The 25,944-nt window shown below is 39.1% G+C and carries 22 protein-coding genes; 10 read left to right on the top strand and 12 right to left on the bottom strand.

Features of this window, described 5'->3' with window-relative positions; all coding sequences use genetic code 11:
- Positions 1 to 144: 144 nt before the first annotated feature.
- The 4 genes from B2V92_RS09110 (at position 145) to pdeM (ending at position 6,043) form a co-directional block, all read left to right on the top strand.
- Complete coding sequence (locus B2V92_RS09110) at positions 145 to 1,173, top strand: ligase-associated DNA damage response exonuclease (protein ID WP_293307103.1); 1,029 nt, start codon at positions 145 to 147, stop codon at positions 1,171 to 1,173.
- A 2-nt stretch (positions 1,174 to 1,175) separates the two neighbouring features.
- Positions 1,176 to 2,765, top strand: a complete 1,590-nt coding sequence (locus B2V92_RS09115) for an ATP-dependent DNA ligase (protein WP_293307105.1) — start codon at positions 1,176 to 1,178, stop codon at positions 2,763 to 2,765.
- Positions 2,766 to 2,855: 90 nt separating this feature from the next.
- A complete protein-coding gene (locus B2V92_RS09120; protein ID WP_293307107.1) occupies positions 2,856 to 5,333 on the top strand; it encodes a ligase-associated DNA damage response DEXH box helicase in 2,478 nt (825 codons plus the stop codon).
- 71 nt (positions 5,334 to 5,404) lie between these two features.
- Complete coding sequence (gene pdeM / locus B2V92_RS09125; RefSeq protein WP_293307109.1) at positions 5,405 to 6,043, top strand: ligase-associated DNA damage response endonuclease PdeM; 639 nt, start codon at positions 5,405 to 5,407, stop codon at positions 6,041 to 6,043.
- 2 nt (positions 6,044 to 6,045) lie between these two features.
- Here the strand turns inward: pdeM and trxA are convergent, their stop codons facing one another.
- The 5 genes from trxA to B2V92_RS09150 all read right to left on the bottom strand — a co-directional run bounded on the left by trxA (position 6,046) and on the right by B2V92_RS09150 (position 12,440).
- Positions 6,046 to 6,342, bottom strand: coding sequence for a thioredoxin (gene trxA, locus B2V92_RS09130; RefSeq protein ID WP_293307111.1), 297 nt, complete (start codon positions 6,340 to 6,342; stop codon positions 6,046 to 6,048).
- Positions 6,343 to 6,514: 172 nt separating this feature from the next.
- Positions 6,515 to 7,129, bottom strand: a complete 615-nt coding sequence (locus tag B2V92_RS09135; protein WP_293307113.1) for a hypothetical protein — start codon at positions 7,127 to 7,129, stop codon at positions 6,515 to 6,517.
- A gap of 73 nt (positions 7,130 to 7,202) precedes the next feature.
- Complete coding sequence (locus B2V92_RS09140) at positions 7,203 to 8,564, bottom strand: dihydrolipoamide acetyltransferase family protein (protein ID WP_293307115.1); 1,362 nt, start codon at positions 8,562 to 8,564, stop codon at positions 7,203 to 7,205.
- 56 nt (positions 8,565 to 8,620) lie between these two features.
- Entirely contained in the window at positions 8,621 to 9,865 is a 1,245-nt protein-coding gene (locus tag B2V92_RS09145) for a competence/damage-inducible protein A (protein ID WP_293307117.1), read from the bottom strand.
- Between the two features lie 4 nt (positions 9,866 to 9,869).
- Positions 9,870 to 12,440 carry a putative LPS assembly protein LptD gene (locus B2V92_RS09150; protein ID WP_293307119.1) on the bottom strand — a complete coding sequence of 857 codons (2,571 nt, stop codon included), beginning with the start codon at positions 12,438 to 12,440 and terminating at the stop codon, positions 9,870 to 9,872.
- Between the two features lie 164 nt (positions 12,441 to 12,604).
- Between B2V92_RS09150 and B2V92_RS09155 the strand changes: the two genes are divergently transcribed.
- The 3 genes from B2V92_RS09155 to B2V92_RS09165 all read left to right on the top strand — a co-directional run bounded on the left by B2V92_RS09155 (position 12,605) and on the right by B2V92_RS09165 (position 15,384).
- Positions 12,605 to 13,468 (top strand): N-acetylmuramoyl-L-alanine amidase family protein, encoded by an 864-nt coding sequence (locus tag B2V92_RS09155; RefSeq protein WP_293307157.1) that lies wholly within the window; start codon positions 12,605 to 12,607, stop codon positions 13,466 to 13,468.
- Positions 13,469 to 13,478: 10 nt separating this feature from the next.
- Positions 13,479 to 14,255, top strand: a complete 777-nt coding sequence (locus B2V92_RS09160) for an N-acetylmuramoyl-L-alanine amidase family protein (RefSeq protein WP_293307121.1) — start codon at positions 13,479 to 13,481, stop codon at positions 14,253 to 14,255.
- 175 nt (positions 14,256 to 14,430) lie between these two features.
- Entirely contained in the window at positions 14,431 to 15,384 is a 954-nt protein-coding gene (locus tag B2V92_RS09165; protein WP_113951206.1) for an MlaD family protein, read from the top strand.
- Between the two features lie 448 nt (positions 15,385 to 15,832).
- On the opposite strand, the gene B2V92_RS09170 is transcribed toward B2V92_RS09165, so the two are convergent.
- The 4 genes from B2V92_RS09170 to B2V92_RS09185 all read right to left on the bottom strand — a co-directional run bounded on the left by B2V92_RS09170 (position 15,833) and on the right by B2V92_RS09185 (position 19,320).
- Positions 15,833 to 16,738: a ribonuclease Z gene (locus B2V92_RS09170; RefSeq protein WP_293307159.1), complete on the bottom strand. Its 906-nt coding sequence runs from the start codon at positions 16,736 to 16,738 to the stop codon at positions 15,833 to 15,835.
- A gap of 71 nt (positions 16,739 to 16,809) precedes the next feature.
- On the bottom strand, positions 16,810 to 17,187 hold the full coding sequence (locus tag B2V92_RS09175) for an STAS domain-containing protein (protein ID WP_293307124.1): 378 nt from the start codon (positions 17,185 to 17,187) through the stop codon (positions 16,810 to 16,812).
- A 45-nt stretch (positions 17,188 to 17,232) separates the two neighbouring features.
- Complete coding sequence (locus B2V92_RS09180) at positions 17,233 to 18,177, bottom strand: phosphoribosylaminoimidazolesuccinocarboxamide synthase (RefSeq protein WP_293307126.1); 945 nt, start codon at positions 18,175 to 18,177, stop codon at positions 17,233 to 17,235.
- A 183-nt stretch (positions 18,178 to 18,360) separates the two neighbouring features.
- Positions 18,361 to 19,320 (bottom strand): PhoH family protein, encoded by a 960-nt coding sequence (locus B2V92_RS09185; protein ID WP_113951210.1) that lies wholly within the window; start codon positions 19,318 to 19,320, stop codon positions 18,361 to 18,363.
- Positions 19,321 to 19,423: 103 nt separating this feature from the next.
- Here B2V92_RS09185 and B2V92_RS09190 point away from each other — a divergent pair, with 103 nt between their 5' ends.
- The 3 genes from B2V92_RS09190 (at position 19,424) to B2V92_RS09200 (ending at position 21,137) form a co-directional block, all read left to right on the top strand.
- Positions 19,424 to 20,203 (top strand): SAM hydrolase/SAM-dependent halogenase family protein, encoded by a 780-nt coding sequence (locus B2V92_RS09190; protein ID WP_113951211.1) that lies wholly within the window; start codon positions 19,424 to 19,426, stop codon positions 20,201 to 20,203.
- Between the two features lie 208 nt (positions 20,204 to 20,411).
- Complete coding sequence (locus tag B2V92_RS09195; RefSeq protein ID WP_293307129.1) at positions 20,412 to 20,936, top strand: hypothetical protein; 525 nt, start codon at positions 20,412 to 20,414, stop codon at positions 20,934 to 20,936.
- Between the two features lie 54 nt (positions 20,937 to 20,990).
- Complete coding sequence (locus tag B2V92_RS09200) at positions 20,991 to 21,137, top strand: hypothetical protein (protein WP_293307131.1); 147 nt, start codon at positions 20,991 to 20,993, stop codon at positions 21,135 to 21,137.
- A gap of 53 nt (positions 21,138 to 21,190) precedes the next feature.
- On the opposite strand, the gene B2V92_RS09205 is transcribed toward B2V92_RS09200, so the two are convergent.
- The 3 genes from B2V92_RS09205 to B2V92_RS09215 form a co-directional block, all read right to left on the bottom strand.
- Positions 21,191 to 22,141 carry a D-2-hydroxyacid dehydrogenase gene (locus tag B2V92_RS09205; RefSeq protein ID WP_293307133.1) on the bottom strand — a complete coding sequence of 317 codons (951 nt, stop codon included), beginning with the start codon at positions 22,139 to 22,141 and terminating at the stop codon, positions 21,191 to 21,193.
- 73 nt (positions 22,142 to 22,214) lie between these two features.
- Positions 22,215 to 23,288, bottom strand: coding sequence for a 3-phosphoserine/phosphohydroxythreonine transaminase (gene serC, locus B2V92_RS09210; RefSeq protein ID WP_293307135.1), 1,074 nt, complete (start codon positions 23,286 to 23,288; stop codon positions 22,215 to 22,217).
- Between the two features lie 210 nt (positions 23,289 to 23,498).
- A complete protein-coding gene (locus B2V92_RS09215; protein WP_293307137.1) occupies positions 23,499 to 25,925 on the bottom strand; it encodes a TonB-dependent receptor in 2,427 nt (808 codons plus the stop codon).
- Between the last annotated feature and the right edge of the window lie 19 nt (positions 25,926 to 25,944).

The following is a 25,944-nucleotide window of genomic DNA, read 5'->3' on the forward strand; positions in this document are numbered from 1 at the left end:
GAACTTATTATCCATATTACAAAACTAATATCGGCTAATTAGCCGATATTTCGTTTTATCGGGTAATTAGCCGATATTTTAAATTATCGGGTATTTACCCGATATTGATTTAAAACTAATCCATAAATTTATTGTTTAGTAGCTATGGCATTGATCGAATTTACCAAAAGAGGCATTTACTGTAAGCAGGGCGATTTTTATATAGATCCCTGGTGGCCTGTTGATTATGCCGTAACCACGCACGGGCACAGCGACCATGTACGATTTGGAAATAAGTATTACCTCTGTCATACCTTAACCAAACCCATCATCAAAAGAAGGATCAGTGAAGATTTAAATGTAGAAACACTCGAATATGGGGAAAGCATTACCCGGAATGGCGTAAACATTTCGTTTTTCCCTGCCGGGCATATTATCGGATCGGCGCAGGTACGTTTAGAATATAAAGGCGAGGTTTGCGTCATATCAGGCGATTATAAAATAGAAGATGATGGCATTACCACGCCTTTTGAACCAGTAAAATGCCATTCTTTTGTTTCAGAAAGTACTTTTGGCCTGCCTGTTTACAAATGGCAAAAACAGGAAGTTGTTTTTAACGGGATCAGGAGCTGGGTAAACGACAATATCAATCAGCAGAAAACCAGTGTACTGATTGCCTATAGTTTGGGTAAGGCACAGCGTTTGATTAAAAACCTGGCTGGCGATATTCCTATTTACGTACATAACAGTATTGCCAACCTGAACGAGGTGATTATAGCAGCCGGTGTAAAGCTTCCGGAAACCATTAGGATTAGCCCCGAAACCACCAAAGATGAATTACAGAAAGGCATTGTAATTGTACCCCCTGCGATGCGCGATAGCCGCTGGATCAAGAATTTATCCCATCCTGTTACCGGTATATGTTCTGGCTGGATGCAGGTACGGGCACACCGCCGTTGGCAAAGTGCCGATGCCGGTTTTGCACTAAGCGACCATGCCGATTGGCCGGGTTTAATGGAAGCCATTACCGCAACCGGTGCCGAAAAAGTTTATGTTACCCATGGTTTTACAGCTGCTTTTAGCCGTTTTTTAAATGATGAAGGTATAGAAGCAAGTGAAGTGCTCACCAAATTCGGGCAGGAAGACGATGAAGAAAACAAGGTGGATTTAGCTGAGCAAAACGAAAATAAATAGCCATGAAACGTTTTGCCAAACTGATCCAGCAGCTCGAACTGAGCAATAAAACCAACGATAAGATCGTGGCGTTGGTTGATTATTTTAACTATGCTGATGATAAAGACAAGGTATGGGTGATTGCCTTATTTACCGGTAAAAAACCTAAAAGGCCTATTAAATCGGCCTTGCTAAAATACTGGGCGATTGAAATTACCGATACCCCTGAATGGTTATTTGCCGAAAGTTATGCCAATGTAGGCGATTTAAGCGAAACCATTGCCCTGTTATTGCCTCCTGCTGAAAACACATCAGATTTTCAATTGCATACCTGGATCGAGGAATTGCACGATCTGGAAGGTAAAGATGATGAAACCAAAAAGGATTTTATTTTAAGTGCCTGGAACAAACTCGAAACCCAGGAACGTTTTATTTTTAACAAACTGATTTCCGGAAATTTCAGGATCGGTGTTTCCAATAAAATGCTGGTAAATGCATTGGCCAAACAAAGCAGCCTGGATAGTGCCCAGATTATGCATAGCATTATGGGCAAATGGAACCCTTACGAAATCACCTTTCACGAACTGGTTAATGGCATCCATGTAAATACAGACAACTCCTGGCCTTACCCCTTTTGCCTTGCATACGCCTTAGAACAGGAACCCGAAAAGCTTGGCGATATTTCCGAATGGCAGGCAGAATGGAAATGGGACGGTATCCGCGGACAGATTGTAAAACGGAATGGGGAACTTTTTATCTGGAGCCGTGGCGAAGAACTGGTTACAGAGCAGTTCCCCGAACTGCATTTTATGATTGATGTACTGCCCGATGGTGTAGTGCTGGATGGCGAAATTTTAGCTGTGCAGGATAAACAGGTATTATCATTCAGTACCCTGCAACAGCGTTTAAACCGTAAAACGATCAGTAAAAAACAACTGGAAGATGCCCCTATCGGCTTCTTTGTTTATGATATTTTAGAATATGAAGCAAAAGATTTCAGGGAAGAACCATTAAGTGTAAGAAGAAAAATATTGGAGCAGTTGATCGGAGGTTTAGACGAAAGTGCGGTGATGATATCCCCTGTGATCAATTGCAGCACATGGGAAGAACTGGCTGCATTAAGGCAAACTTCGCGTTCAATCAACAGCGAAGGCATCATGCTCAAAAAATTAAGTTCACATTACCATAGCGGCAGAAAACGTGGCGATTGGTGGAAATGGAAAATCAATCCATATACCGTTGATGCGGTAATGATTTATGCCCAAAAAGGAAGCGGTAGAAGGGCCAATTTCTTTACCGACTATACTTTTGCTGTTCGGGATGGAGAAAACCTGGTAACCATTGCAAAAGCCTACTCGGGCTTAACCGATAAAGAAATTAAAGAAGTAAACAGCTTTGTAACCCGCAATGCAATTGAGAAATTCGGTCCGGTACGTACGGTAAAGCCCGAACTCGTATTCGAAATCGCTTTTGAAGGAATTGCTGAAAGTAAAAGGCATAAAGCAGGTTTAGCCTTGCGTTTTCCCCGTATATTACGATGGCGAAAAGATAAAAAAGCAGATGAAATTAATACTTTGGAAGATTTAAGACAGTTGTTGCAATCTACTTTATAATGCTACACCATGGTCTGTGTCTCCAAAGACCATTATAATTAAACCTCGCAGGTTTTTAAAACATGCGAGGTTTGTATAAAAAATTAAACAATGGACCAAACCAAAACCAAAGGTTATAAGAAAATAAAAGCCTGGTTAAAGGCAAATAAACGCAGGCCTTTTCAGTTTCAGGAAGATGCCTGGCAATATTATCTTAACGGTTATAGCGGTTTGGTAAATGCACCTACAGGCTTCGGAAAAACCTTTTCTCTATTTTTGGCAGTGGTGATCGAAGCTTTAAATGCATCCGAAGCGAGCAATAAAAAAGCAAAAGACCGTTTACAATTGATCTGGATTACCCCACTCCGCTCCCTCGCCAAAGACATTGCCAGGGCCATGCGCGAAACCTTGTTGGAACTGGAACTGGATTGGCATGTTAGCGTGCGTAATGGCGATACCTCACAGGCGGAAAAAGTACAGCAGAAAAAATCGATGCCCGAAATTCTGCTCATTACCCCCGAAAGTCTGCATCTATTACTGGCCCAGAAAGGTTCTTCAACTTTGTTCAGGAACCTTAAATGTATAGTGGCCGACGAATGGCACGAACTTTTGGGCAGTAAACGGGGTGTGCTGGTTGAGTTGGCCGTTTCGCGAATCAAAGGTTTGCAAAAACTGGAAAAAAATCAATTCTTAAGGATCTGGGGAATATCTGCTACCATAGGCAATATCGAAGAAGCTTTAGATGTATTGGCACCAAACGTAGAAGCTAAGCGCATCATTGTTAAAGCCGATCTGGAAAAGAAAATCCTCATCAAATCCATTTTACCCGATGATATTGAAACTTTGCCCTGGGCAGGCCATTTGGGCTTAAAACTGGCCTATAAACTTTTGCCTATCATTGCGAAAAGCAAAACCACTTTAATTTTCATCAATACCCGCGGCCAATCGGAAATGTGGTACCAACATTTGCTGAATATCGAACCTGAACTGGCCGGACGTATTGCCATACATCATGGGTCGATAGATTTTGAACTGCGCAACTGGATTGAAGATGCTTTGCATACCGGACAGCTTAAAGCCGTAATCGCCACTTCATCATTAGATTTGGGCGTTGATTTTAAGCCCGTTGATACCGTGGTGCAGGTAGGTTCGCCGAAAGGTGTTGCCCGGTTTTTACAGCGTGCAGGCCGTTCAGGACACTCCCCTCACGAAACCTCAAAAATATATTTCCTGCCTACCCATGCACTCGAACTGGTAGAAGCTGCTGCCATTAAAGAGGCCGCTAAAACCAACAACATAGAAAGCCGGGAGCCTTTTATTATGGTTTTCGACACTTTGGTACAGTACCTGGTTACTTTGGCCATAGGCGACGGATTTGATGATAAAATTATTTACGAAGAAATCAAAAACACCCATGCTTTCAAACTTATCCTTCCTGAAGAATGGAATTGGGTAATGCAGTTTATCACTTCAGGGGGCGATAGTTTAAGTGCTTATACCGAATTTAAAAAGGTAGTGAAAGATGAAGATGGACTTTGGAAAGTAAAAAGCCGTCAGCTTGCTATGCGGCACCGCTTACACATCGGAACGATTGTTAGCGATGCCATGCTGAAAGTAAAATTTATTTCTGGCGGATATATCGGCATGGTAGAAGAATATTTTGTTACCCGTTTAAAAGCCGGCGATAATTTCCGTCTGGCCGGAAGGGTTTTGGAATTTATCCAGGTAAAGGATATGACGGTTGTGGTGAGGGTAAGCAAACAGAAAAATGCCATTTCGCCCAGTTGGAATGGTGGCCGTCTGCCTTTATCATCCAACTTAGGTTCCGTATTGCGCAAAAAATATAATGAGGCTTTAGATAAAACCCATCAGGATGAGGAACTGGACTGTGTTTATCCTTTGTTCTTATTACAGGAAAAACGTTCTCACGTACCCCAAAACGACGAATTACTGATTGAGCTGATCAACAACAAAGAAGGTTTCCATCTATTTGCCTACCCTTTCGAAGGCCGTTTGGTGCATGAGGTTCTGGCGGCTTTGGTTGCTTATCGTTTAAGCAAATTATTACCGATCAGTTTTTCTATTGCCATGAACGATTATGGTTTCGAACTTTTGAGCGAAACGGAAATCCCAATGGATGAATCGATTGCTTACGAGGTTTTTTCCCCTAAAAATTTAACAGAAGATATTACGCTTAGTATAAACTCAACTGAAATGGCCAGACGGAAATTCAGGGATATTGCCTGCATTTCTGGACTGGTTTTTCAGGGCTATCCGGGCAAATACGTAGCAAATAAACATCTCCAGTCATCTGCTGGTTTATTTTTTAATGTTTTTAGTGATTACGACAAACATAATTTACTTTTGAGGCAAGCTTACGATGAAGTGTTTTATCAGCAATTGGAAGAACCGCGGTTGGCAGCAGCGTTAGACCGTATTCAGCATGGAGCCATTATAATAACTAATCCGAAAAGTTTTACGCCGCTATCTTTTCCGATTAAGGTTGATAGTTTGCGTGAGAACATGAGTTCGGAAGAGCTGGAACAAAGGATTGCCCGGATGAAGGCCGAATCAGAGAAAATTAAGTAGATACACATTTTTGGAACTGCCTGGGCAAAGGGATCCTTCGACAGGCTCAGGATGACAATAACGAGAAATAAATGACCATTACAAGCCAGGGAGAAGAACTGATTTTAGATAAGGAAAGGGCTTTATATTTACCCAAACATCAACTTTTAGCCATAAGCGATCTGCATCTGGGCAAATCGGCACATTTCCGTCAGGCTGGATTACAGGTGCCTGCTACCATTGCACAAACCGATTTGCAGCGTTTAAGCCTGTTGATCAAACAGTACAACCCAAAAACCTTGCTGATTAATGGCGACATGTTCCACCATGGCCTGAATAAAGATATTGAAGAATTTTCTGAGTGGCGGAAACAATACCAGCAACTTGATTTTTTATTGGTAAAGGGCAATCACGACAGGCTTGCACATGCTGATTATGCAGCAATGAATATAGACATACACGAACCAAGTTTTTGTTTGGGTCCTTTTTGTTTTATCCATGATGCTCCCAATTGTACCGAAGAAGATTTGTATCCCATTAGCGGACATATCCACCCGGGGGTTACCATTGTAGGAAAAGCCAAACAGCGGCTAAAATTCCCCTGCTTTTATTTTGGTAAAGATTATGCGGTATTACCTGCTTTCAGTTTATTTACCGGACTTTATAACATTTATCCTAAAACAAGCGAACGTATATTTGCGGTTACACCAAAAAGCGTAGTAGAGGTTTAGGATTAAGCGTGGGCATCAATCACCTGTTTCAGCTGCGATGCCTGTAAAACACCACTTTGTCTCCATACCTGTACTCCTTTTTTGAAAAGAACCAAAGTAGGTACGCTTTGTACATTAAATGAAGCAGCGGCCGGCTGATTCTTATCGATATCTACCTTGATAATTGAAACAGAATCACCTACCTGCGATTTTAACTGCTCCAAAATCGGCTTCATCATTTTACACGGGCCACACCACTCTGCAAAAAAATCAACCAATACGGGCTTATCGCCATTAATTAAATCTGAAAACTTGGCCATGATATTTGTCTTTATTTAGAAACAAAGGTAAACGGGATTGGTTTTTAACGAAAAATTCGTCATTGCGAGGAGGAACGACGAAGCAATCTCAATAGAGCAGTTCTTAAAAATTATCAATCAAAGATTGCTTCGTCGGCAGAAAAAGCCTTCTCGCAATGACGAGTATGTGAAATTAAGCGCTCACCGGCAATTCGGCTGCCAAGGCAGTAACCCAGTTATTAAATAAAGCTTTTTCAATGCTAATTACTTCTGCAGCATGACTTTCCCAATCATCAGAAAAACCAACCAGTTGATTAATCATTTCCTCCAAGTGGCCTTCTTCTTCGAGGATAATCGATTTTACATTTACCTTGCTTTTGGCTTCATCCAAAACAGCCTGATAAATCGGGTAAAGCTCATCGGCACGTACTTCAATAGCGTAGGTAACAAATAAATATGCAGCAAATTTTAAGTCGTAGCCTGAAAGATTAAATACCTCTTTTAAATAACGGCAAACTGCAATATCCAAAGCATGCAAATAGTATTTGGTATGGTTTGGCGAAAGTAACTCGGCATTGGTATAGGTTCTGCAGAGCGACTCATCAACCTTCGAAATCTGTTTTTTTAGATAATAGGCATGACGGTGTTCTTCTGCCGCATGTTTAAGGATAATCAGGTTTACATTTTCTTTATGTTCGGAAGCTGAAATCTTCTTTGCACCTGCATTTTCCATATAAGATAACGTATTTAACCATTTGGCATGCAACACGTTATCAGAAACTATCGATTTTAAATTTGAAGCTAACATTTTTAAATTGGTAAATTGTTTAATTGTTGGCATTACGCCAACTAAAAACTGCTAATTGAAAACCGCGAACTGACTAAATCTCTCTATTCAGGTCCCAGCTCTCTAAATAATCGGCTACCCTGCGAACAAACATACCGCCTAATGAGCCATCTACTACCCTATGATCGTAAGATAGAGAAAGGAACATCATGTGCCTGATGGCAATTACATCACCATGTTCGGTTTCTAAAACAGCAGGTTTCTTTTTAATGGCACCAACCGCTAAAATAGCTACCTGTGGCTGATTGATGATCGGTGTACCCATTACGTTCCCGAAGCTACCTACATTGGTTAATGTAAAAGTTCCGCCCTGGGTTTCATCAGGTTTTAATTTAGAGTTTCTTGCCCTCGTAGCTAAATCGTTAACGGCCTTTGTTAAGCCAACAAGGTTTAACTGATCAGCATTCCTGATTACCGGAACGATTAGGTTTCCGCTTGGCAATGCGGCGGCCATCCCGATATTGATATTACCTTTTTTGATGATCTGTGTTCCATTAACCGAAACATTGATCATCGGGAAATCTTTTATTGCTTTTGCAACAGCCTCTACAAATATTGGGGTAAAGGTTATTTTTTCATTTTCGCGTTTTTCGAAACTGTTTTTTACTTTATTGCGCCATAAAACCATGTTGGTTACATCAGCCTCAACAAACGAAGTTACATGTGGCGAGGTGCTTTTGCTCATTACCATGTGGTCGGCAATCAGTTTACGCATCCTGTCCATCTCAATAATCTCGTCGGCACTACTTACGCTTGTCGTAGAAGGTTTATTTGAAGATGCAACCTCAGTAAGCGGAGCGCTTTTGGCAGCCACCGTTTCGTTGATCACCGGAGGTGACGGAGGACTTAGCGTAACTGTTGCAGTTAATACTTTACTTCCACCGTTTTTATTGGAGATATATTCCAGTAAATCATCTTTATTTAAACGTCCATCAGCACCAGATCCTTTAATCGAATCTAATTCTGTCAGCGAAATATTTTCCTGTGCGGCAATGCTTTTTACCAGAGGAGAATAGAAGCGTTCGGACGCTGTAAAATCAGGTGCTGCAGTTGTATTTTCTACCGGAAGCTGTTCAATGCCAGGAATGGTTTCAACTTTTTCTTCTACTGCCTGGATTTCGGTAACAGGCGTTTCGATAACCGGGCTATCTCCACCTTCAGTTTCTATAATGGCAATTACATCGCCAACCTGTGCAACTTCATCTTCCTTAAATAACTGCTTTACCAATTTACCTGCTACAGGGGAAGGAACTTCAGAATCTACCTTATCAGTAGCGATTTCCAGGATGGTATCATCTAAATCGATCTTATCTCCCGGTTGTTTTACCCATTTAATCACCGTTGCTTCCGCAACACTTTCACCCATTTTTGGTAACAATAGTTCGTATTGAGCCATATTAAATTACAGTATTTTATATTGGTAACGCCACAAAAATACAGTTTTTATTCTTTCTAAACTGTTTCTTTAAGGAGATTTAATAGCATGGTTAGTGCCGATGCTGCCGAACGTTCGATGTTTTGGATACGTTTGTTACTGAAATTAAACACCTTAGCTACGGTTTTATGTTTCGAAGAAATTGCAATCCATACCGTACCTACCGGTTTATCTTCGGTTCCGCCATCAGGACCGGCGATGCCGCTAACAGCAATAGAATAATCGGTTTTGAATTGTTTTATTGCCCCTTCCGCCATTTCTGTAACAGTTTGCTCGCTTACTGCACCAAAAGTAGTTAATGTGCTTTCTTTTACGCCAAGGATTGATTCTTTTAATTCGTAAGCATAAGCTACTGCCCCACCCCAATATACCGAAGAACAACCGGGATGTTGCGTAATTAAATGTGCAATATATCCGCCGGTACAACTTTCAGCGGTTGATAAGGTTAAACCTTTCTCTTTCATGATATTCAGGATAGCCTTTTCCAAGGGAATATCTTCGTCAATTACCACAAACTTGTTCACTTTTGCAATAATCTGTCTGGCATAAATCTCAACTTCTGCCTTTAAATCTGCTTCATTATCACCTTTGGCCGATAAGCGTAAACGCACCTGACCCAGTTTTGGCAGATAGGCCAATTTGATATGAGGAGGCAGGCTATCTTCAATATCTTCGATTTCTTTAGCCAGGAATGATTCGCCGATGTTTGCAGTAAGGATGGTTTTATGCACAATGGATGGAAGTTTAAACCTTTTGGTAATCCTCGGTAAAATTTCATCATCCATCAGGTACATCATTTCATAAGGTACACCCGGCATGGAAACAAAAATCCTATTATGCTGTTCAAACCACATACATGGTGCTGTGCCGTTTCTGTTTACAATCACCTCGCAGCCATCAGGAACATCAGCCTGTTGAATATTGACATCCAACAAAGGACGTTTGAATTTCTCGAATATCTGACGGACCATTTCCAACGCACCGGCATCATTACGGAAACCCATATTAAAATATTTCGCCAGCGTTTTTTTAGTGATATCATCTTTGGTTGGGCCTAAGCCACCGGTAATCAAAATAATATCGGCACGTTTTTCGGCCTGTGCCAAAGCTTCCAGAATATGTTGTTCATCGTCAGAAACAGAGGTAATCTGCTTAACGGAAACGCCTATCAGATTTAGCTGTTTGGCCATCCATGCAGAGTTAGTATCAACGATCTGGCCAATGAGAATCTCATCGCCAATGGTAATAATTTCGGCTAGCATAAATTTATCGGTATGTGCTGTAAAAACCCTGTCTTTTGCTCAGTTTCAAATCCTGCAATATTGAAGCCTTAACTTTAATGGTTAGGGTATAACTTTTGTAAAGGCCAAAAGGAACCCAGGTTACATTCATATCCCAACAATGCAGGTCGCGGTAAATACCAAGGTTCATCGGTGTTAAACCATTGTTCTTAAAATCGTAACCCGATTGAAAAGTAACTTTCCATTTTGGTGTTAAATTAACATCGCCATTAAATGTTAATGTGTTCGAAACATTGGTGTTGTTTCCATCATTTGTATATTGGAAACTATAGGCAAATGAAAAGTTCCAGGGAATATTAAAATCAACAAATGCATTCGGATCACGGCTAATGGCTGCCAGTTGTTCTGATTGAATATCTGTTAAACCTTTTTTATTAGCGGCATCACCGAGTTTATCGTTCGCTTCGTTTTTGCGTTTTAACGCTTCAGGATTTAAGCTATAATCGAATGAGAAACCAAAATTGGTTAAGCGCGGTAAAAATTTACCGGCCTGCCAGAAATAACGGTCCTGCCTGATCCGTAATGAAGACCCGGGTATTGTATCGGCCGTAAGCGCATAGGGATCCAATGTTCCGTTATAGTTGATCCCCAATTTATCTGTAAACTGTGAACGGCCACTAAAACCGATAGTAGATAGTTTATACCTGGTAGCAAGGAAATTATATGAACCGCTGAAACTTAACCCCTGGATAATCGGGATTTTCTTCGAGCCGGTTCCGGTAGTATCATTCTTGTTTCTCACCTTTAACTCGACCGTATTATCCAAACCAAAGCCAATGGAGGCGTTGGGCCCACCAAAAGATCCCGGTTGGGCCATCCCATCAAAAATAGAATACTTTAACGGCACACCCGTAATTACAATAGGTCGTCCATTTTGGTCTATTGCTGGTCTGTAGGGCCCTGCTCCAGCCTTTGTAAAATCAGGAGAATAAGAAAACGACACATTTGGGGTCATTACATGCCTTAAAGCCTGTATTTTTCCCTGTGGGTTAAAATCCTTTCTTCCATATATTTTGGTCGATAAACTGGTTGATAGACTATAACTCCCAGCCCTTTTAAAACCACTTACCGTATCTTCCCTAAAACTATAAGTATTATCGGCATAACTGGTATATCTCCTGTTAACACTCTGGAAATTCCAAACCTCGTTATAAGTACCGCCCAAACTAAAGTTTAGATATTTTAAAGCGGTGAAAGACATATTTACCGGGATACTATGCGAAAAACCACTTCTTAAACGTTTTAAACCATCGTTTTGAAAAAGTAAACTATCAAAAGTATCAATCCGGTTTGTTCCCTGTAAACTATATCCTACTGTAATTTTCTGATACCATTTCTGCTCTCCAACTGCGGTTTTAGAACTAAATGGGTTAAATGTTGGCACGTTGAAAGTCAGCTCTGGTAATCTTAACGATATTGCCCTTGTACTCAAGGTCTGATCACTTGATGCAGCCAAAGAGAAGTTCATCCCGTTCGAATAAGCTTTAGCATAACTCACACTACTACTGGTTGAGTTGGTTGCAATGGTATTAATATCGTAAGAGGCTCCGGCTGCTGTATTTTTATAATAACCTTTTCTTCCTGTAGAAACCAATCGTACACTCGCGCTAAATGTGGTTCCGGGATTGGCATTCGCATTTTGGCTATGGCTCCAGTTGATACTAAAGTTTTTGGTCGGATTGGCAAATGCTTCAGTACCTTCCAATCCATCTTTAAAGCTGGCGTATGATACATTGATGTTACCGCTATATTTGTATCTTTTGGTGTAGTTACTCAATACACTGGTTTCGTAAGAACCATTTGTATAAATAGATCCCATTAATTTGGCATCCCAATAATCGTTCAACCCCAGGTAATATCCACCGTTCTGTAAGAAAAATCCCCTTGTAGCATCTTCGCCGGGCGTGGGTAAAATCACCCCTGAAGTACGTTTATTCTGCTTTGGAAAAAATGCAAAAGGAAGCCCCAAAAAGGTAGGGATATCTTCGATAATCATATAAACAGGACCTGTAATAATCTGTTTTTCGGTTACCACGCCTTTAGAGATCATTAACCCAAAGTGCGGATGTGGCAGGTTACAGGTACTGTACATTACGTTTTTAATGTGCAGCTCGTCATCTATCTGTTTTTTACTCTGTCCACCCGAGAAAAACCCGCCCTCCTGTTCGGAAAACACGCCGTAAACCTTCGCTTTAGTGGTTTCGGAATTGTAAAAAATAGAATCGGCTATAGCAGTGCCATCATTACCTGATTTAAAAATCGGTCGGCCGGCATATCTTCCGGTTTTAGGATCTTTTAAACCTTTTGCAAAAATGGTATTCAGCTTTTTATTGTATTCGATATAACTTGCATCCAATTCAAAATCACCATAAATAACCCTGGCATTTCCATACAGATAAACGATACTTTTATCGGCACTCATTTTCACGGAGTCTTCAGCTTTGTACTCTACTTTCTGGTCGAGACTACTGTTATTTTTGCCGGTCTTTTTTACCGTATCCTTTTTAGTTGTATCCAGTTTGATGATCTGTTGCAATGAAAATCGCGAAAATGCGTTAGCTTTACCAACAACGAGTGTTAATAAAATGACAGAAATTAGTAAAATAGAGCTCTTAAGAAGTTTCAAATTCGTATTTGAATGTTATTTTTGCACAAATGTTTAATCAAAAACGTTCAAAATTAGTGAAAAATATACCATTGATGTATCTTAAATCCATTTTAACATTTATTATTTATTTAGTATTATCAAACACAGTTGATAATCAAGCTTTTGCGCAGGAATATAAAATTAAAACAATTGTAATTGACGCTGGTCACGGCGGCAAGGACGGCGCAACACACGGGATCTATTCAAAGGAAAAAGATGTTGCCCTTAAAACAGCTTTGAACCTTGGAAAGGCACTTCAGGACAGTTTGAAAGACATTAAAGTGATCTACACCAGACAAACCGACGTTTTTATTCCATTATATGAGCGTATTAACATTGCAAATAACGCAAAAGCAGATTTATTTATCTCCATCCACTTAAACGATATGCCGGTACGTGTTTCGCGTGTGGTTGATTATTATAAAAAAGTGCGGGGCCGGAAAGTTCCGGTTTACAGAACAGTAACTTCAAAAAGTACTTCAACCAGGGGTACAGAAACATTTGTTTCGGGTACGGGCCGTTTGGGCGAACAAGATGAGGTGATCAAAAGGGAAAATGCATCCATGTTCCTCGAGGATAACTACCAGAAAAATTACGAGGGTTTTATTGCCAATACGCCCGAAAACGACATTATGTTATCTTTAATGAAACAAACCAATAGGGATAGGAGTTTAAAGTTTGCCTCCCTGTTACAGCAAGAGTACGTTAATGCAGGCCGCACCAACCGCGGTGTGCAGGAAAAAAGCCTTGCGGTATTGGCAAGAGCTGCTATGCCTGCGGTTTTAACAGAAATTGGTTTTGTGAGCAATCCTGAAGACGAAGATTATATGAACTCGCAGGAAGGACAGAATGAGATTGTAACAGGCATTATCAGGGCAATTAAAAATTATAAGCGTATAGCCGAAACATCATTTTAAAAACTTATAAATGAAGATCAAACTTCTGATAACGATATTTCTCTTTTCCATTTTTGCCGTAAACCTAACATTTGCCCAGGGCTATAAAATTAAAACCATTGTAATCGATCCCGGTCACGGAGGCAGAAAACCAGGGGCTTCAGGCAATTACTCTACGGAAAAGGACATTGCGTTAAAAGTTGCATTAAAACTGGGCGAACTGATCAAAGATGAACTGCCCGATATTAAAGTGATCTTTACCCGTAAAACGGATATTGATGTTGATCTTTACCGACGTGCAGAAATAGCTAATGATGCCAACGCCGACCTGTTTATTTCGGTGCACTGTAATTCTATGCCGCCGGGCAATAAACATATAAAAGGTGTAGAAACCCTTGTGGCAGGATCGCACCGTTTGAAAGAACAGGATGCCGCCATCCGTGAAAATGCCGATATTAAACTGGAGAAGAACTATAAAAGCAAATACGATGGTTACGACCCCAGCAACCCGAGCAGTTTTATCCTGTTTTCACTTTTAAAAAACGCTTTCCGGGATAAAAGCATCAAATTTGCAAAAATGATCCAGAACAGCTACATCAGCAGGGATGAAAGGTTAAGCCGTGGAGTTAAGGAACAGGGTGTTCTGGTATTGCAGCGCTGTGGCATGCCTGCAGTGTTAACGGAAGTGGGTTTTATCTCCAATACGGAGGAAGAAAAATACATCAATTCACAAAAAGGCCAGAACGAGATTGCCAATTCTATTCTGGAAGCAATAAAAACATATAAAAAAAATATAGAAGTCAAATAAGTGGCATTATAAATGATAGTTATTTTAACTTTGCAGAAAATATTAAACATACACCAAACAAAACAATTGATGTAGGCTTTGTGTATTTATAAAGTTTAACATTACAAAAAAGAAATTACGCTCAGGCAAGTTTTAATAAACAGTTAAAACCTGCAGCCACTAAATAAAAACACTTATGAAGATTAAGAACGAAACCAAAGTAGGTATTTTAGCCGCATTTGCCATTGCTTTACTCATTATTGGATATAACTTTTTAAAAGGAAACTCTATTTTTTCGAATGAAACAACATTATTTGCGAGATATTCAAGGGTTGACGGTTTAACTGTTTCGAAACCCATACTGATCAATGGTTACCAGATTGGCCGTGTAGCAAAACTACAGTTAGAACCGGGAGGAACCATTCTGGCTACTTTAAATATCAACAGCAAGTACGAAATTCCGGAAAACAGTATTGCACGTTTAGAGGGTACCGACCTTTTGGGCAGTAAAGCAATTGTAATGTCGTTGGGTAACTCTAAAAAAATGGCTGAAGATGGTTTTATCTTAAATGGCAATGTGGAAAAGGGATTGATGGAACAGGTTCAGCCCATACAAAAGAAAGCTGAATTGATTATCGGTAAAATGGATTCGATTTTAAGCAGTGTAAATTCCATCCTGAACCCTAACTTCCAAAAAAATGTTGATAAAAGCTTTAACAGTATTGCAGGTACATTGGCCTCGTTAGAAACTACTTCTAAAAAAGTTGATGGTTTAGTAGGATCTGAAAGTGTAAGAATTCAATCTATTTTGAAAAATGTTGAAGGCATTACCGCAAACCTGAACAACAACAACCAAAAAATCACCGATATTTTAGCGAATATCAATACGGTAACCGATAAGTTTGCAGCGGCCAACTTTAAAGAAACTTTGGATAATGCAAACAATGCCATCGCCGATCTTCAGAGTGTAATCTCAGGGATTAAAAATGGAAAGGGCAGTTTAGGTTTATTGTTGAATGACGATAAAATGTATCAGAATCTGAACAATGCTTCTAAAAACCTCGATGAATTAATGATCGATTTAAAAGCAAATCCTAAACGTTACGTACACTTCTCGGTATTCGGAGGTGGGAACAAAAAAGATAAGTAATCAATTTTTATAAATTCGAAAGCCCTGCAGTTTTAATTGCGGGGCTTTTTTGTATCTTACGATCGTCATCTCGACCTTAGCGAAGAGATCTAGCTCGAGATAGATTTCTTACTCTGGTCTTAGCGTCTTATTCTGGTCTTAGCGTCTCGCTAAACCCCTTAACAAAAAACAAATACTATAGCTTAAATACAAAACGTCGAAGAATCTTTTTAGCCACAGATGCATGGATTATCACGGAATACTCTCCTCTCATTGTCATCCTGAGCGTAGTCGAAGGATCTTACTCTGGTCTTAGCGTCTCGCTAAGACCCTTAACAAAAAACAAATACTATCGTTTTAAATACAGAATGTCGTAGCGCGACGCTACGACTAGGAAATTCTATGAATGTTGCTAAATCTTAATGTCCTTAATTTCTTAATGGTCAATATTTACAAAAACACCTATAGTTTAAAGCGAAAAAGTTCTCCCCTCAACCGCTAAATCGGTATTTTCGAAAACGGATTGTGCTTCTTCCAAAAGCATCTGCAGGGTTTTATAACGTGAAGAAAAGTGTCCGATGAGTAATTTCTTTGCTCCCACAATTTTAGCAACCTCACCGGCCTGTAATGCTGTTGTATGATGCGTTTCCTTTGCCCTATCCAAAAGATCGTGCATAAAAGTAGCTTCGTGATAAAGCGTATCGCAACCTTGAATAGTAGAAAAATATCTTTCATCGAATAAAGTATCCGAACAATAAGCATAACTCCGAGGCGCGTCTGCTTCTATTGTATAATCCGCACTCCTTAAAATTTCACCGGTAGGAAGTTCTACATCAACACCTTTTTTCAATGCTGTATAATAAGCCATAGGTACTTCATCAGCTTTCTCTTTGATCAGCTTGCGCTGCCGTTTCTTTTGCTGGAAAATAAAACCTGTGGTTGGAATGCGGTGGTTTAAAACAATTGTTTTTACGATCAGATCGCTGTTTTCGAAAATCTGGGTAGACTGATCGGCTTCGATCGGAAAAAATTCAATCGGATACCTTAAAACCGTGTCAGAATATTTAAACTGGATTTCGAGGATTTCAAGTAGAGGTTTCGGACCAAAAATCTGTATAGGTTTAATCCGGCCATTTAAGTGCAGGCTTGATAACAATCCGATTAAACCAAAATAATGATCGCCGTGTAAATGGCTGATGAAAATATAATCGATCCGCGCTGCTTTTAGGTTAAATTTGGCCAATTGCTGTTGTGTACCCTCACCGCAGTCGATCAAATAGTATTTTTCGTTACAATTTAAAAGCTGTGCCGATGGATTCCTGTTAAAAACAGGTGTTGCAGAACTGCTTCCCAAAATAGTAACCTCAAACTTCATCATGATCAGATATAAAAAGCCCCGTAGATTTTTAGAAACTACGAGGCCCGTAATGTTATTTAAATATTATGTTATTTAGCGCCTCTAAACTCTTTTTCCAACTCATCCATAAAGATGAAATCTGTTGCTTCGTCTAATGTATTAACAAACGTTACAGACTGAAATATGTTTGATAATTCGATAATTGATGCCAGCTCGTCGTTAATTCCCGTTACAATAAACAATCCACCTGCCGATTTACATAATCTATCGCCCACCAATAAACAGCTTAAATCCTGTGCATCATTACACTCGGTAACATGGCTTAAATCAACAATAATATTCTGGAAGCCTTCTGCATTAAGTAAATAGAATTCTGATTTTAAGCCGGGGGCATTGTCATTTGTAAACTTAGGTTCTTCTAACTTTAAGCTTACATATTTATCGTGTTTATCTACTGAAAATTTCATCTCTCTAATCTTTAATTCCACTAATGTAGAAATTTCTTTCGGATTTTATAAAGTTTCTAAAGCCTTTAAAACATTGCTCTCGATACGGCTTGATAGCGCGTCGGCATCAGCTTTGATAAAAGTCTCTCCTACAATATGTTCGTAAAGCTCGATATAACGGTCAGAAATTGAGTTTACAATTTCAGGGGTCATTTCGGGTACCACCTGACCATCTTTCCCCTGGAAACCATTTTCGATCAGCCATTTTCTCACAAACTCTTTCGAAAGCTGTTTCTGTGGCTCATTATTATCCTGGCGTTCCTGATAACCTTCAGCATAAAAATAACGTGAAGAATCTGGTGTGTGGATCTCATCGATCAGGTAAATCATACCATCGGCTTTGCCGAATTCGTATTTTGTATCTACTAAGATCAATCCGCTTTTCGCTGCAATTTCAGTTCCGCGTTGGTATAATGCATAAGTGTATTCTTCCAACTTTTCGTAATCGGTTAAAGAAACAATGCCTTTTGCCAAAATATCTTCTCTCGAAATATCTTCATCATGTCCTACCGAAGCTTTAGTGGTTGGGGTAATAATGGGTTGGGGCAATTTATCATTTTCCTTTAAACCTTCAGGCAAAGCAACGCCACAAACTGAACGTTTGCCTGCGCTATACTCGCGCCATGCATGACCAGCCAGATAACCCCTGATTACCATTTCTACTTTAAATGGTTCGCATATGCGGCCAATGGTAACCATTGGATCCGGTACAGCCAACACCCAGTTAGGAACGATATCCTTAGTAGCTGCTAAAAATTTAGCCGCAATCTGGTTTAATACCTGTCCTTTAAATGGGATCGCCTCCGGTAATACCACATCGAATGCAGAAATACGGTCGGATACCACCATTACCATCGATTGATCGGCAATTGTATATACATCACGTACTTTACCTTTATAAAAATTACTTTGATTCGGGAAATTGAAATGGGTTTCTTTTAGTGCTTTCATGAGGCAGTAAAAATAGGAAAAAAGTCGGAAAGTCCGAAGACCGGGGTCGGAAGTCCGAAGATATAATTTATTAAAGAACCCAGAATAATAATGTCAGATGGATGATGTAAGATGGATAATGGTTTTTGAAAGGTTTTACATCTTCAGTCCTGCATTTTACATCATCCATCTTACATTTTCCATTTATTGAATATCGCCGTAAGCTTTCAGGATATCTTTTACCAGTTTATGTCGCACCACATCTTCGCCGCTCAGGTAAATAATATCGATGCCTTTAATGTCTTCTAAAATCCTTAGACCGTTAAACAAACCCGACATCTGTTTTTTAGGTAAATCTACCTGTGTAACATCGCCTGTAACGATAAATTTTGCCGTTGGACCCATACGTGTCAAAAACATTTTTAACTGCATATCGGTTGCGTTTTGGGCCTCATCGAGGATCACAAAGCAGTTATCTAAAGTACGGCCACGCATAAATGCCAATGGCGCAATTTCGATCGTACGGTTTTCGATATAGAATTTCAATTTCTCGGCAGGAATCATATCATCCAGTGCATCATAAAGCGGACGTAAATACGGATCGATTTTTTCTTTTAAATCTCCCGGAAGGAAGCCAAGGTTCTCCCCCGCCTCAACAGCCGGACGTGTTAAAATAATCCGTTTAATTTCTTTATTTTTCAATGCCCTTACGGCTAAAGCCACAGCAGTATAGGTTTTACCTGTTCCGGCAGGGCCAATGGCAAAAAGGATATCATTTTTAGCAATACTGCTTACCATTTTACGCTGGTTTGCAGTTCTTGCCTTCACCAATAATCCATTTGTACCGAAAACAATTACTTCTCCGCCACCGCCGGTAGGCTGTTCTGCATCTTTTTTTGCAACACCGGCAGCCTTCGCACCCAGTATTGTTTCTACATCATTATTGGTAAGTGAGCTATATTTTTCGAGGTGTGCAATCAGTTGGTTAAACTTCTCCTCGAAAGCCTTAAGTTCCTGTTCATCACCGAGAACCTTAACATCACTTCCTCTCGCTACCAGTTTTAACTTCGCGAAAGCACCTTTAATCATTTCGTAATTCTCGTTGTTCGGCCCCCAAAAGTGAGCAGGATTTACGGTATCCAGGGTTAATTTTAATTCGTTCAAACTGTAGTATTTTAAAAAGTTATCGGGGTATATTAATTAAAATTTGAATATTTGCAGACGCTTAGGCCTGTACACAAGAATAAGCAATAATAATGAATTTTTAATGGGTATAATTACTTTAACAACAGATTTAGGTTCAAAAGATTTTTATCAGAGTGCTCTTAAAGGTAGTCTGTTGAGTCTTATGCCTAATGTTAATTTAGTTGATATTACCCACGAGGTTCCATCGTTCAATATTTCGTATGCGGCCTTCGTTTTAAAAAACGCCTACCCCTATTTCCCGAAAAATACGGTACACCTTATCGGTATTGATTCGGTTTATAGCGAAAACACCAAATACATTGCTGTAAAACACCGCGACCATTATTTTGTGGGCGCCGATAATGGTATTTTCTCCCTTTTATTCGATGATATCCCGGAGGATGTGGTAGAACTGAATATTATGCAGGATTTAAAATACCTGCACTTTCCATTGGTTGATATTTTTGTTAAAGCAGCAACACACCTCGCCAAAGGTGGCAAATTAAAAGACATTGGTTTACCTGTAGCAGAGATTGAGCAGAAGATGCTTTTGCACCCTGTAATTGAGCCAAATGTAATCCGCGGAAGTGTAGTATATATTGACACTTTTTGCAACGTAATTACAAACATTACGAAAGATCTTTTTACGAGAATCCAAAAGAACCGCGACTTTACCTTACACTTTAGGAAAAGCGAAACCATTACCCAATTAAGCTGGCACTATAACGAAGTACAGGAAGGTGAAAAACTTTGCCTCTTCGGGATCAGTAACCATCTTGAAATTGCGATTAACAAAGGGAAAGCGAGCGGATTACTGGGCTTGCATCTTGGCGATATTGTAAGGGTTGAGTTTCATTCGTAAAAGGTGAAAAACTAAAGCGAAAAGACTAAAGAGGAAAAACCGTCATTTCGAGCGGAGTGCAACGAAGTCGAGAAATCTATCGAGGCAGATCTCTCCATTCCACTGCGTTTCAGTCGAGATGACGATCATTTTGCATTACCAATAAACGAATGACAAATGAACCATTGAACCAGTAAAACAACTTCTACCCTTTTCACGTTTATATGCCATGAAGAAATACTTTTACCTGCTTCCATTTATTTTGCTGGCTTTTCAAGCCTATGCACAACAGGATACTACAGCCTATGCTGCCCAACGTGTTAAAGTAAACACTTTGCTTCAGGAACGTAGCACCAAGTTTGGTCAATATGATGAAAGTTTAACACAGCGATCGGGTATTTTTGGCTGGCAGACCAAAAAAGACATTAAAAATTCGAATGAAATTTTACGTCAGGTGGTTTTAACGGATAATAATATTTTTAAAGAGCTAAAAATATTGATGGATTATAAAGATCTGCAGAACCAGCAAAAAGTTGCAGTAGCGGACAACTCACAAAGCCGGATCGAAGCATACATGGGTACCATTAAAAAACTTCAGGATCAGAATGCACAATTAAAAGAAGACCTAAATAAAAAGAATAAAGGCAGTTTATCAACCTACATCATCGCATTTTTGATTTTAATAATGGCAGGCGGATTTTATTTCTTCAACAAAAAACTACAACGATATGAAACCGCTAAAATCAAGTCCTAAATTTTATAATAAGATTTTAGCAGCTTCATAACCTTTAAAATCAATAAACAAATTATGAAAAAAGGAATGTTTAAAATCCTGGCGAAGATCAACAAAGTGGTTTTGCCTAGTTTGTATAAAAAAGACCCGAATAAGCTCACCAACTTCCAGAAAGCGATATTGGGCTATCGTTATTGGGTTACAACGAATGCGTTGGATTAGAGTATAAAAGACCTTATAGGTTTTAAAAACCTATAAGGTCTGGATTTATAAAATTATTTCTTAAAATGCTCAATAATTAAAGTAGCCAATTCAGTACCAATACGTTCCTGGGCTTCATTTGTTGATGCACCGATATGCGGTGTTAAAGAGATTTTCGGGTGGGTTAAAATTGCTGCCAAAGGTGTAGGTTCATTATCGAAAACATCTAAACCTGCAAAAGCAACTTTACCAGAATCTAGCGCTGCAATTAAAGCCGGCTCATCAATTGTTCCACCGCGTGAGCAGTTTACAATACCCACACCGTTTTTCATTTTTGCAAATTCATCTGCACCCAAAATCGGTTTATCAGCAAATGGGGTATGCAAGCTAAAGAAATCACTTCCTGCAATTACTTCATCCAATGAAACGGTTTTAATAGGAATACTTACTGACTTTCCACCCTGGAATTCTAAAGTAATTTCTGATTCAGATGGATATAAATCGTAAGCTAAAACATTCATGCCCAAACCTAAAGCTACTTTAGCCGTTGCACGACCAATACGGCCAAAACCGATAATACCAATGGTTTTACCACTTAATTCAGTTCCTTTTGCATAAGCTTTTTTAAGGTTGTTAAACTGCGTAGCACCTTCTACAGGCATTTTACGGTTAGCATCCTGTAAAAACCTGATACCGGTAAATAAGTGCGAAAATACCAGTTCGGCTACTGATAATGAAGATGCTGCCGGCGTATTTACTACTGCAACACCCTGACTGCGTGCATACTCTACGTCGATATTATCCATACCTACACCACCTCTGCCAATTAACTTGATATTTGGAACAACATCAATCAGTTCTTTTCTAACTTTTGTTGCACTACGAACAGTAATGGCATCATAGTTTTTTAACGCTTCGGCTAATTTATCTTGTGCAATGGTTTCTGTATCAACCTGAAAACCTGCTTTTTCTAATAATTCTTTTCCGATCGGATCGATTCCGTCGTTTGCTAATATTTTAATCATAATGTATGATTTCACGGATTAATAGATTACACCGATTGAGTAATCTATTAATCATTTGTGGTTATAATTTTAATTAATTTGCTTTTGCCTGTTGTTCTTCAAATGACTGCATCGCGTCGATCAAGGCATGAACGCTTGTAATTGGAAGGGCATTGTACATCGAGGCGCGGAAACCACCAACACTTCTATGTCCTTTAATACCCACAATACCTTGCTCCTCTGCATATTTCAGGAATGGTTTTTCCAATTCTGAATTTTCCATTACGAAGCAGATATTCATTCTCGAACGGTCTTCAACAGCACATGTACCTTTAAATAATGGGTTACGGTCTATCTCTCTGTAAAGCGCTTCTGCTTTTTGTTTGTTTTCTTTTTCGATTTCGGCAACGCCACCTTTTGATTTTAACCAACGAAGGTTTAATAAAGCAACATAAATAGAGAATACCGGAGGTGTATTGTACATCGAACCGTTATCGATGTGCGACTGATAGTTTAACATCGATGGAATTTTACGGTCGATTTTACCTAAAATTTCATCTTTAACAATGGCGATGGTTAAACCTGCAGGACCGATATTTTTCTGTGCACCGGCGTAAATCAGATCGAACTGGGAAACATCGATTACACGGCTCATAATATCAGACGACATATCGCAAACTACAGGAACGCTAGTTTTAGGAACTTCGAAAAGCTCGGTACCATAAATCGTATTGTTAGAGGTATAGTGGAAATAAGCGCTATCGGCAGGGATTTCGAAATCCTTTGGAATAAAGGTATAGTTTGCATCTTTTGAAGAAGCAACCACATTTACATTACCGATAAATTTAGCTTCTTTTAATGCTTTTGATGCCCAAACGCCCGAATCTAAATAACTTGCAGTTTGTCCATCGCCCAATAAGTTCATTGGCACCATTGCAAACTGTAAACTTGCACCTCCCTGTAAAAATAAAACGGAATAACCGGAAGGCACATTTAATAATTCTTTTACCAACTTATCAGCTTCAGCAACAACTGCCTCAAATTCGGTTGTTCTGTGCGAAATCTCTAAAATCGATAATCCATCGTTAAAATCTAAAACAGCCTGAGCTGCTTGTTTAAACACTTCTTGAGGTAAAATACAAGGGCCTGCGCCAAAATTATGCTTCATCTTATTATATAATGTTTTATGGGCGTAAATGTAAAATTTTTAAAGCAGTTATGCCCATAAAATCGTACCCTAAAAAATTAAATTTTGTTAAAAAAAAGCAAGAAAATGATTGATTTATTGCAGTTTTTGCAATTAAAACGTTTTACTAAAAACAGACAGAAAAAACCTATCCGGTTTTAAAAACCTGATAGGTTTAAATGTTGTTTTCTATCAAGGCTTATTCTTCAGCTTCACAATTAATTTTAAGTTAAACTGCCGGCCGGTTAAATAATTTGGAATGGCGTATTGTACATTGTCTATATCTTTTAGCCAGAGGTAAGAAACTGTATTATCGATATTCAGCATATTAAATACCTCTACGAATAAGATTACAGAACTGAAATTTTTATCCAGAAATTTAGGTTTATGGAGGGCAGCATCATCCAGGAAATCTTTCGAGAAACCAATGTCTACACGTTTGTAGGATGGAATAAAAAACTTATCCAGATACCTCGGTGTTTGCGACGGACCAATAGGCAACCTTGAACCATAAAGTGCATTTAAGTGTACTTTATAAGTTGGACTGTTCAACAGCCTATCCTGAAAAAATATAGAGAAATTTAAACGTTGATCTGTCGGTCTTTTTAAATAACCCGGATAAATGGTAGTGCCATTCTGCACATAACTATCGCCGATAATATCTTCATTGGCATGCATCACCGACATGCGGAAATAAGAAACAAGATCTTTTACAAACTCGCCCCCAATACTAAAATCGGCACCATAGGCATACCCACGCGATACTTCATCGGCAAGGTATTTAATGCGCAGGTTATCAATTTTATATGGAATCAACCGATCAGAATATTTAAAATAAGCTTCGGAAGTAAACTTCAACCTTGTTCCAAAAGCATCAAAGGCGTATTCGTAACCAAGCGAAGTATTATAAGAACTTTGTGCCTTTTGATTAATATTTAACGTACCAGAAAAATCGCGTATGGTACGATATGATGGTGGCTGTTTGTAAACACCGGCAGTAAACCTTAAAATCTTGTTGTTCGAATTTGGCCGGTATGCAAGTAATAACCTTGGACTGATCAATAACTGTCTGCTTAACGAACTATAAGTAGCCCTTGCGCCCAACTGTAATTCGGCATAACTGGAAAGCGAATAACTGTCCTGGATATAAGCACTGTAATTTTTGATATCAATATTATTTTTTACATTGATTACATTCTGTAAAACAATATTTTTTGAGTTATTGGGTAAAATATATCCGGCAGAATCGGTATAGTTATATTCGTTTAGCTGATCGTTGTATTTTGATTTATCGAATTTTAATCCCCACGAGAAAACATGGCTGTTAAAGTTCTGGTCTACTTTTATTTCAGATGCAAAAATCTGTGTATTGAGACTGTTTCTACCATAGTTATAATAACTGCCTATACCCCTGTTTTTAGTCACTGGCCCAAAGTTTTCTCCAGGGAAAGTATTATCAACCTCATCAAAAATATAACTTCCGTTAATATCGAAACGTTCTCTTTCTATGGTATTAAAATAGCTATTGATAAATTTGATTACCAGGTTTGGCCTTGGCGAATAAGTTGCTGTGATGGCATTACCTAAGCTTTGGTAATCGTCTATTTCCTGTCCGGTATAGTCTACATTTAACCTTAAAGTAGTGCTTAACGTGCCAAACTGTGTTTCCCTATTGGTTGGAACGAGCTTAAACTGACCAAGATTAAAACTTCCCAGATAACTGATATTGAATTTTTCCGAAAAATCGTACTGGTACAATAACTGTGCATCAGCAAAATTAGGATTATAACTCCCCTTCTCGTCCTGTTTGATCAATACACTCGAATTGTTCTTATACCTTATACCTGCCAATAAAAAACTATTTTTAAACAGTTTTTTCGTGGTTAACGAAGTATTTAAAAGGCTGGTGCTAAATATGGTCTGGTTGCTATCCGGCTTATCATATTTAATATCAAGCATAGAGGAAAGTTTATCGCCATATTTAGCTTCGAAACCGCCTGCAGAGAATTTGGCCTTGCTTACCAGATCGGAATTGATGAAACTCAACCCTTCCTGCTGCCCGTTACGGATCAATACCGGGCGGTTTATTTCTACATCGTTGATATAAATCAGGTTTTCATCAAAATTACCGCCCCTAACACTATATTGAGCACTCAATTCATTATTGGTTGATACCCCCGGCAAGGTTTTGAGCATAGTTTCAAAATTCCCCGAAACGAGGGGCATTGATGGAACATCGGCGATATTTATGGTGGTGGCATTACTCAGCTGATTCTGTTTATTGGTAATGTTAACCTGTTCCAACTCATTGATATTAGCGATTAAATTTACCTGTTTAACAATCCTTGCACCCGACCGTTCGTTAAACTTAATGGTTTGGGGCAGATAACCTAAAAGGGAATATTTAATGCTGAAAGTTTTTGTTTTGGAATAAATGGTATAAACCCCGAATTCATCCGTAACTGCCGTTTGCGCCTGACCCAAAACAATAACAGTAACCTGAGATAGTGGTAATTTCTCATCGCTGTAAACTATTCCGGAAACCCTAACCAATGGCTGTGCTACAGCAAAACTGCAACCGGCAATTAACAAAAATAGGATTAGCCGAAATTTGAGCATTTTTTAGTATCGAGACAAA

The organism is Pedobacter sp. UBA5917, assembly GCF_002432345.1.
Taxonomy (GTDB): domain Bacteria; phylum Bacteroidota; class Bacteroidia; order Sphingobacteriales; family Sphingobacteriaceae; genus Pedobacter.

What these genes read in the sequence shown, in the direction of transcription:
- B2V92_RS09110 (WP_293307103.1), top strand. Translation starts at nt 145, where the DNA reads ATGGCATTGATCGAATTTACCAAAAGAGGCATTTACTGTAAGCAGGGC.
- B2V92_RS09115 (WP_293307105.1), top strand. Translation starts at nt 1,176, where the DNA reads ATGAAACGTTTTGCCAAACTGATCCAGCAGCTCGAACTGAGCAATAAA.
- B2V92_RS09120 (WP_293307107.1), top strand. Translation starts at nt 2,856, where the DNA reads ATGGACCAAACCAAAACCAAAGGTTATAAGAAAATAAAAGCCTGGTTA.
- pdeM (WP_293307109.1), top strand. Translation starts at nt 5,405, where the DNA reads ATGACCATTACAAGCCAGGGAGAAGAACTGATTTTAGATAAGGAAAGG.
- trxA (WP_293307111.1), bottom strand. Translation starts at nt 6,342, where the DNA reads ATGGCCAAGTTTTCAGATTTAATTAATGGCGATAAGCCCGTATTGGTT.
- B2V92_RS09135 (WP_293307113.1), bottom strand. Translation starts at nt 7,129, where the DNA reads ATGTTAGCTTCAAATTTAAAATCGATAGTTTCTGATAACGTGTTGCAT.
- B2V92_RS09140 (WP_293307115.1), bottom strand. Translation starts at nt 8,564, where the DNA reads ATGGCTCAATACGAACTATTGTTACCAAAAATGGGTGAAAGTGTTGCG.
- B2V92_RS09145 (WP_293307117.1), bottom strand. Translation starts at nt 9,865, where the DNA reads ATGCTAGCCGAAATTATTACCATTGGCGATGAGATTCTCATTGGCCAG.
- B2V92_RS09155 (WP_293307157.1), top strand. Translation starts at nt 12,605, where the DNA reads ATGTATCTTAAATCCATTTTAACATTTATTATTTATTTAGTATTATCA.
- B2V92_RS09160 (WP_293307121.1), top strand. Translation starts at nt 13,479, where the DNA reads ATGAAGATCAAACTTCTGATAACGATATTTCTCTTTTCCATTTTTGCC.
- B2V92_RS09165 (WP_113951206.1), top strand. Translation starts at nt 14,431, where the DNA reads ATGAAGATTAAGAACGAAACCAAAGTAGGTATTTTAGCCGCATTTGCC.
- B2V92_RS09170 (WP_293307159.1), bottom strand. Translation starts at nt 16,738, where the DNA reads ATGAAGTTTGAGGTTACTATTTTGGGAAGCAGTTCTGCAACACCTGTT.
- B2V92_RS09175 (WP_293307124.1), bottom strand. Translation starts at nt 17,187, where the DNA reads ATGAAATTTTCAGTAGATAAACACGATAAATATGTAAGCTTAAAGTTA.
- B2V92_RS09180 (WP_293307126.1), bottom strand. Translation starts at nt 18,177, where the DNA reads ATGAAAGCACTAAAAGAAACCCATTTCAATTTCCCGAATCAAAGTAAT.
- B2V92_RS09190 (WP_113951211.1), top strand. Translation starts at nt 19,424, where the DNA reads ATGGGTATAATTACTTTAACAACAGATTTAGGTTCAAAAGATTTTTAT.
- B2V92_RS09195 (WP_293307129.1), top strand. Translation starts at nt 20,412, where the DNA reads ATGAAGAAATACTTTTACCTGCTTCCATTTATTTTGCTGGCTTTTCAA.
- B2V92_RS09200 (WP_293307131.1), top strand. Translation starts at nt 20,991, where the DNA reads ATGAAAAAAGGAATGTTTAAAATCCTGGCGAAGATCAACAAAGTGGTT.
- B2V92_RS09205 (WP_293307133.1), bottom strand. Translation starts at nt 22,141, where the DNA reads ATGATTAAAATATTAGCAAACGACGGAATCGATCCGATCGGAAAAGAA.
- serC (WP_293307135.1), bottom strand. Translation starts at nt 23,288, where the DNA reads ATGAAGCATAATTTTGGCGCAGGCCCTTGTATTTTACCTCAAGAAGTG.
- B2V92_RS09215 (WP_293307137.1), bottom strand. Translation starts at nt 25,925, where the DNA reads ATGCTCAAATTTCGGCTAATCCTATTTTTGTTAATTGCCGGTTGCAGT.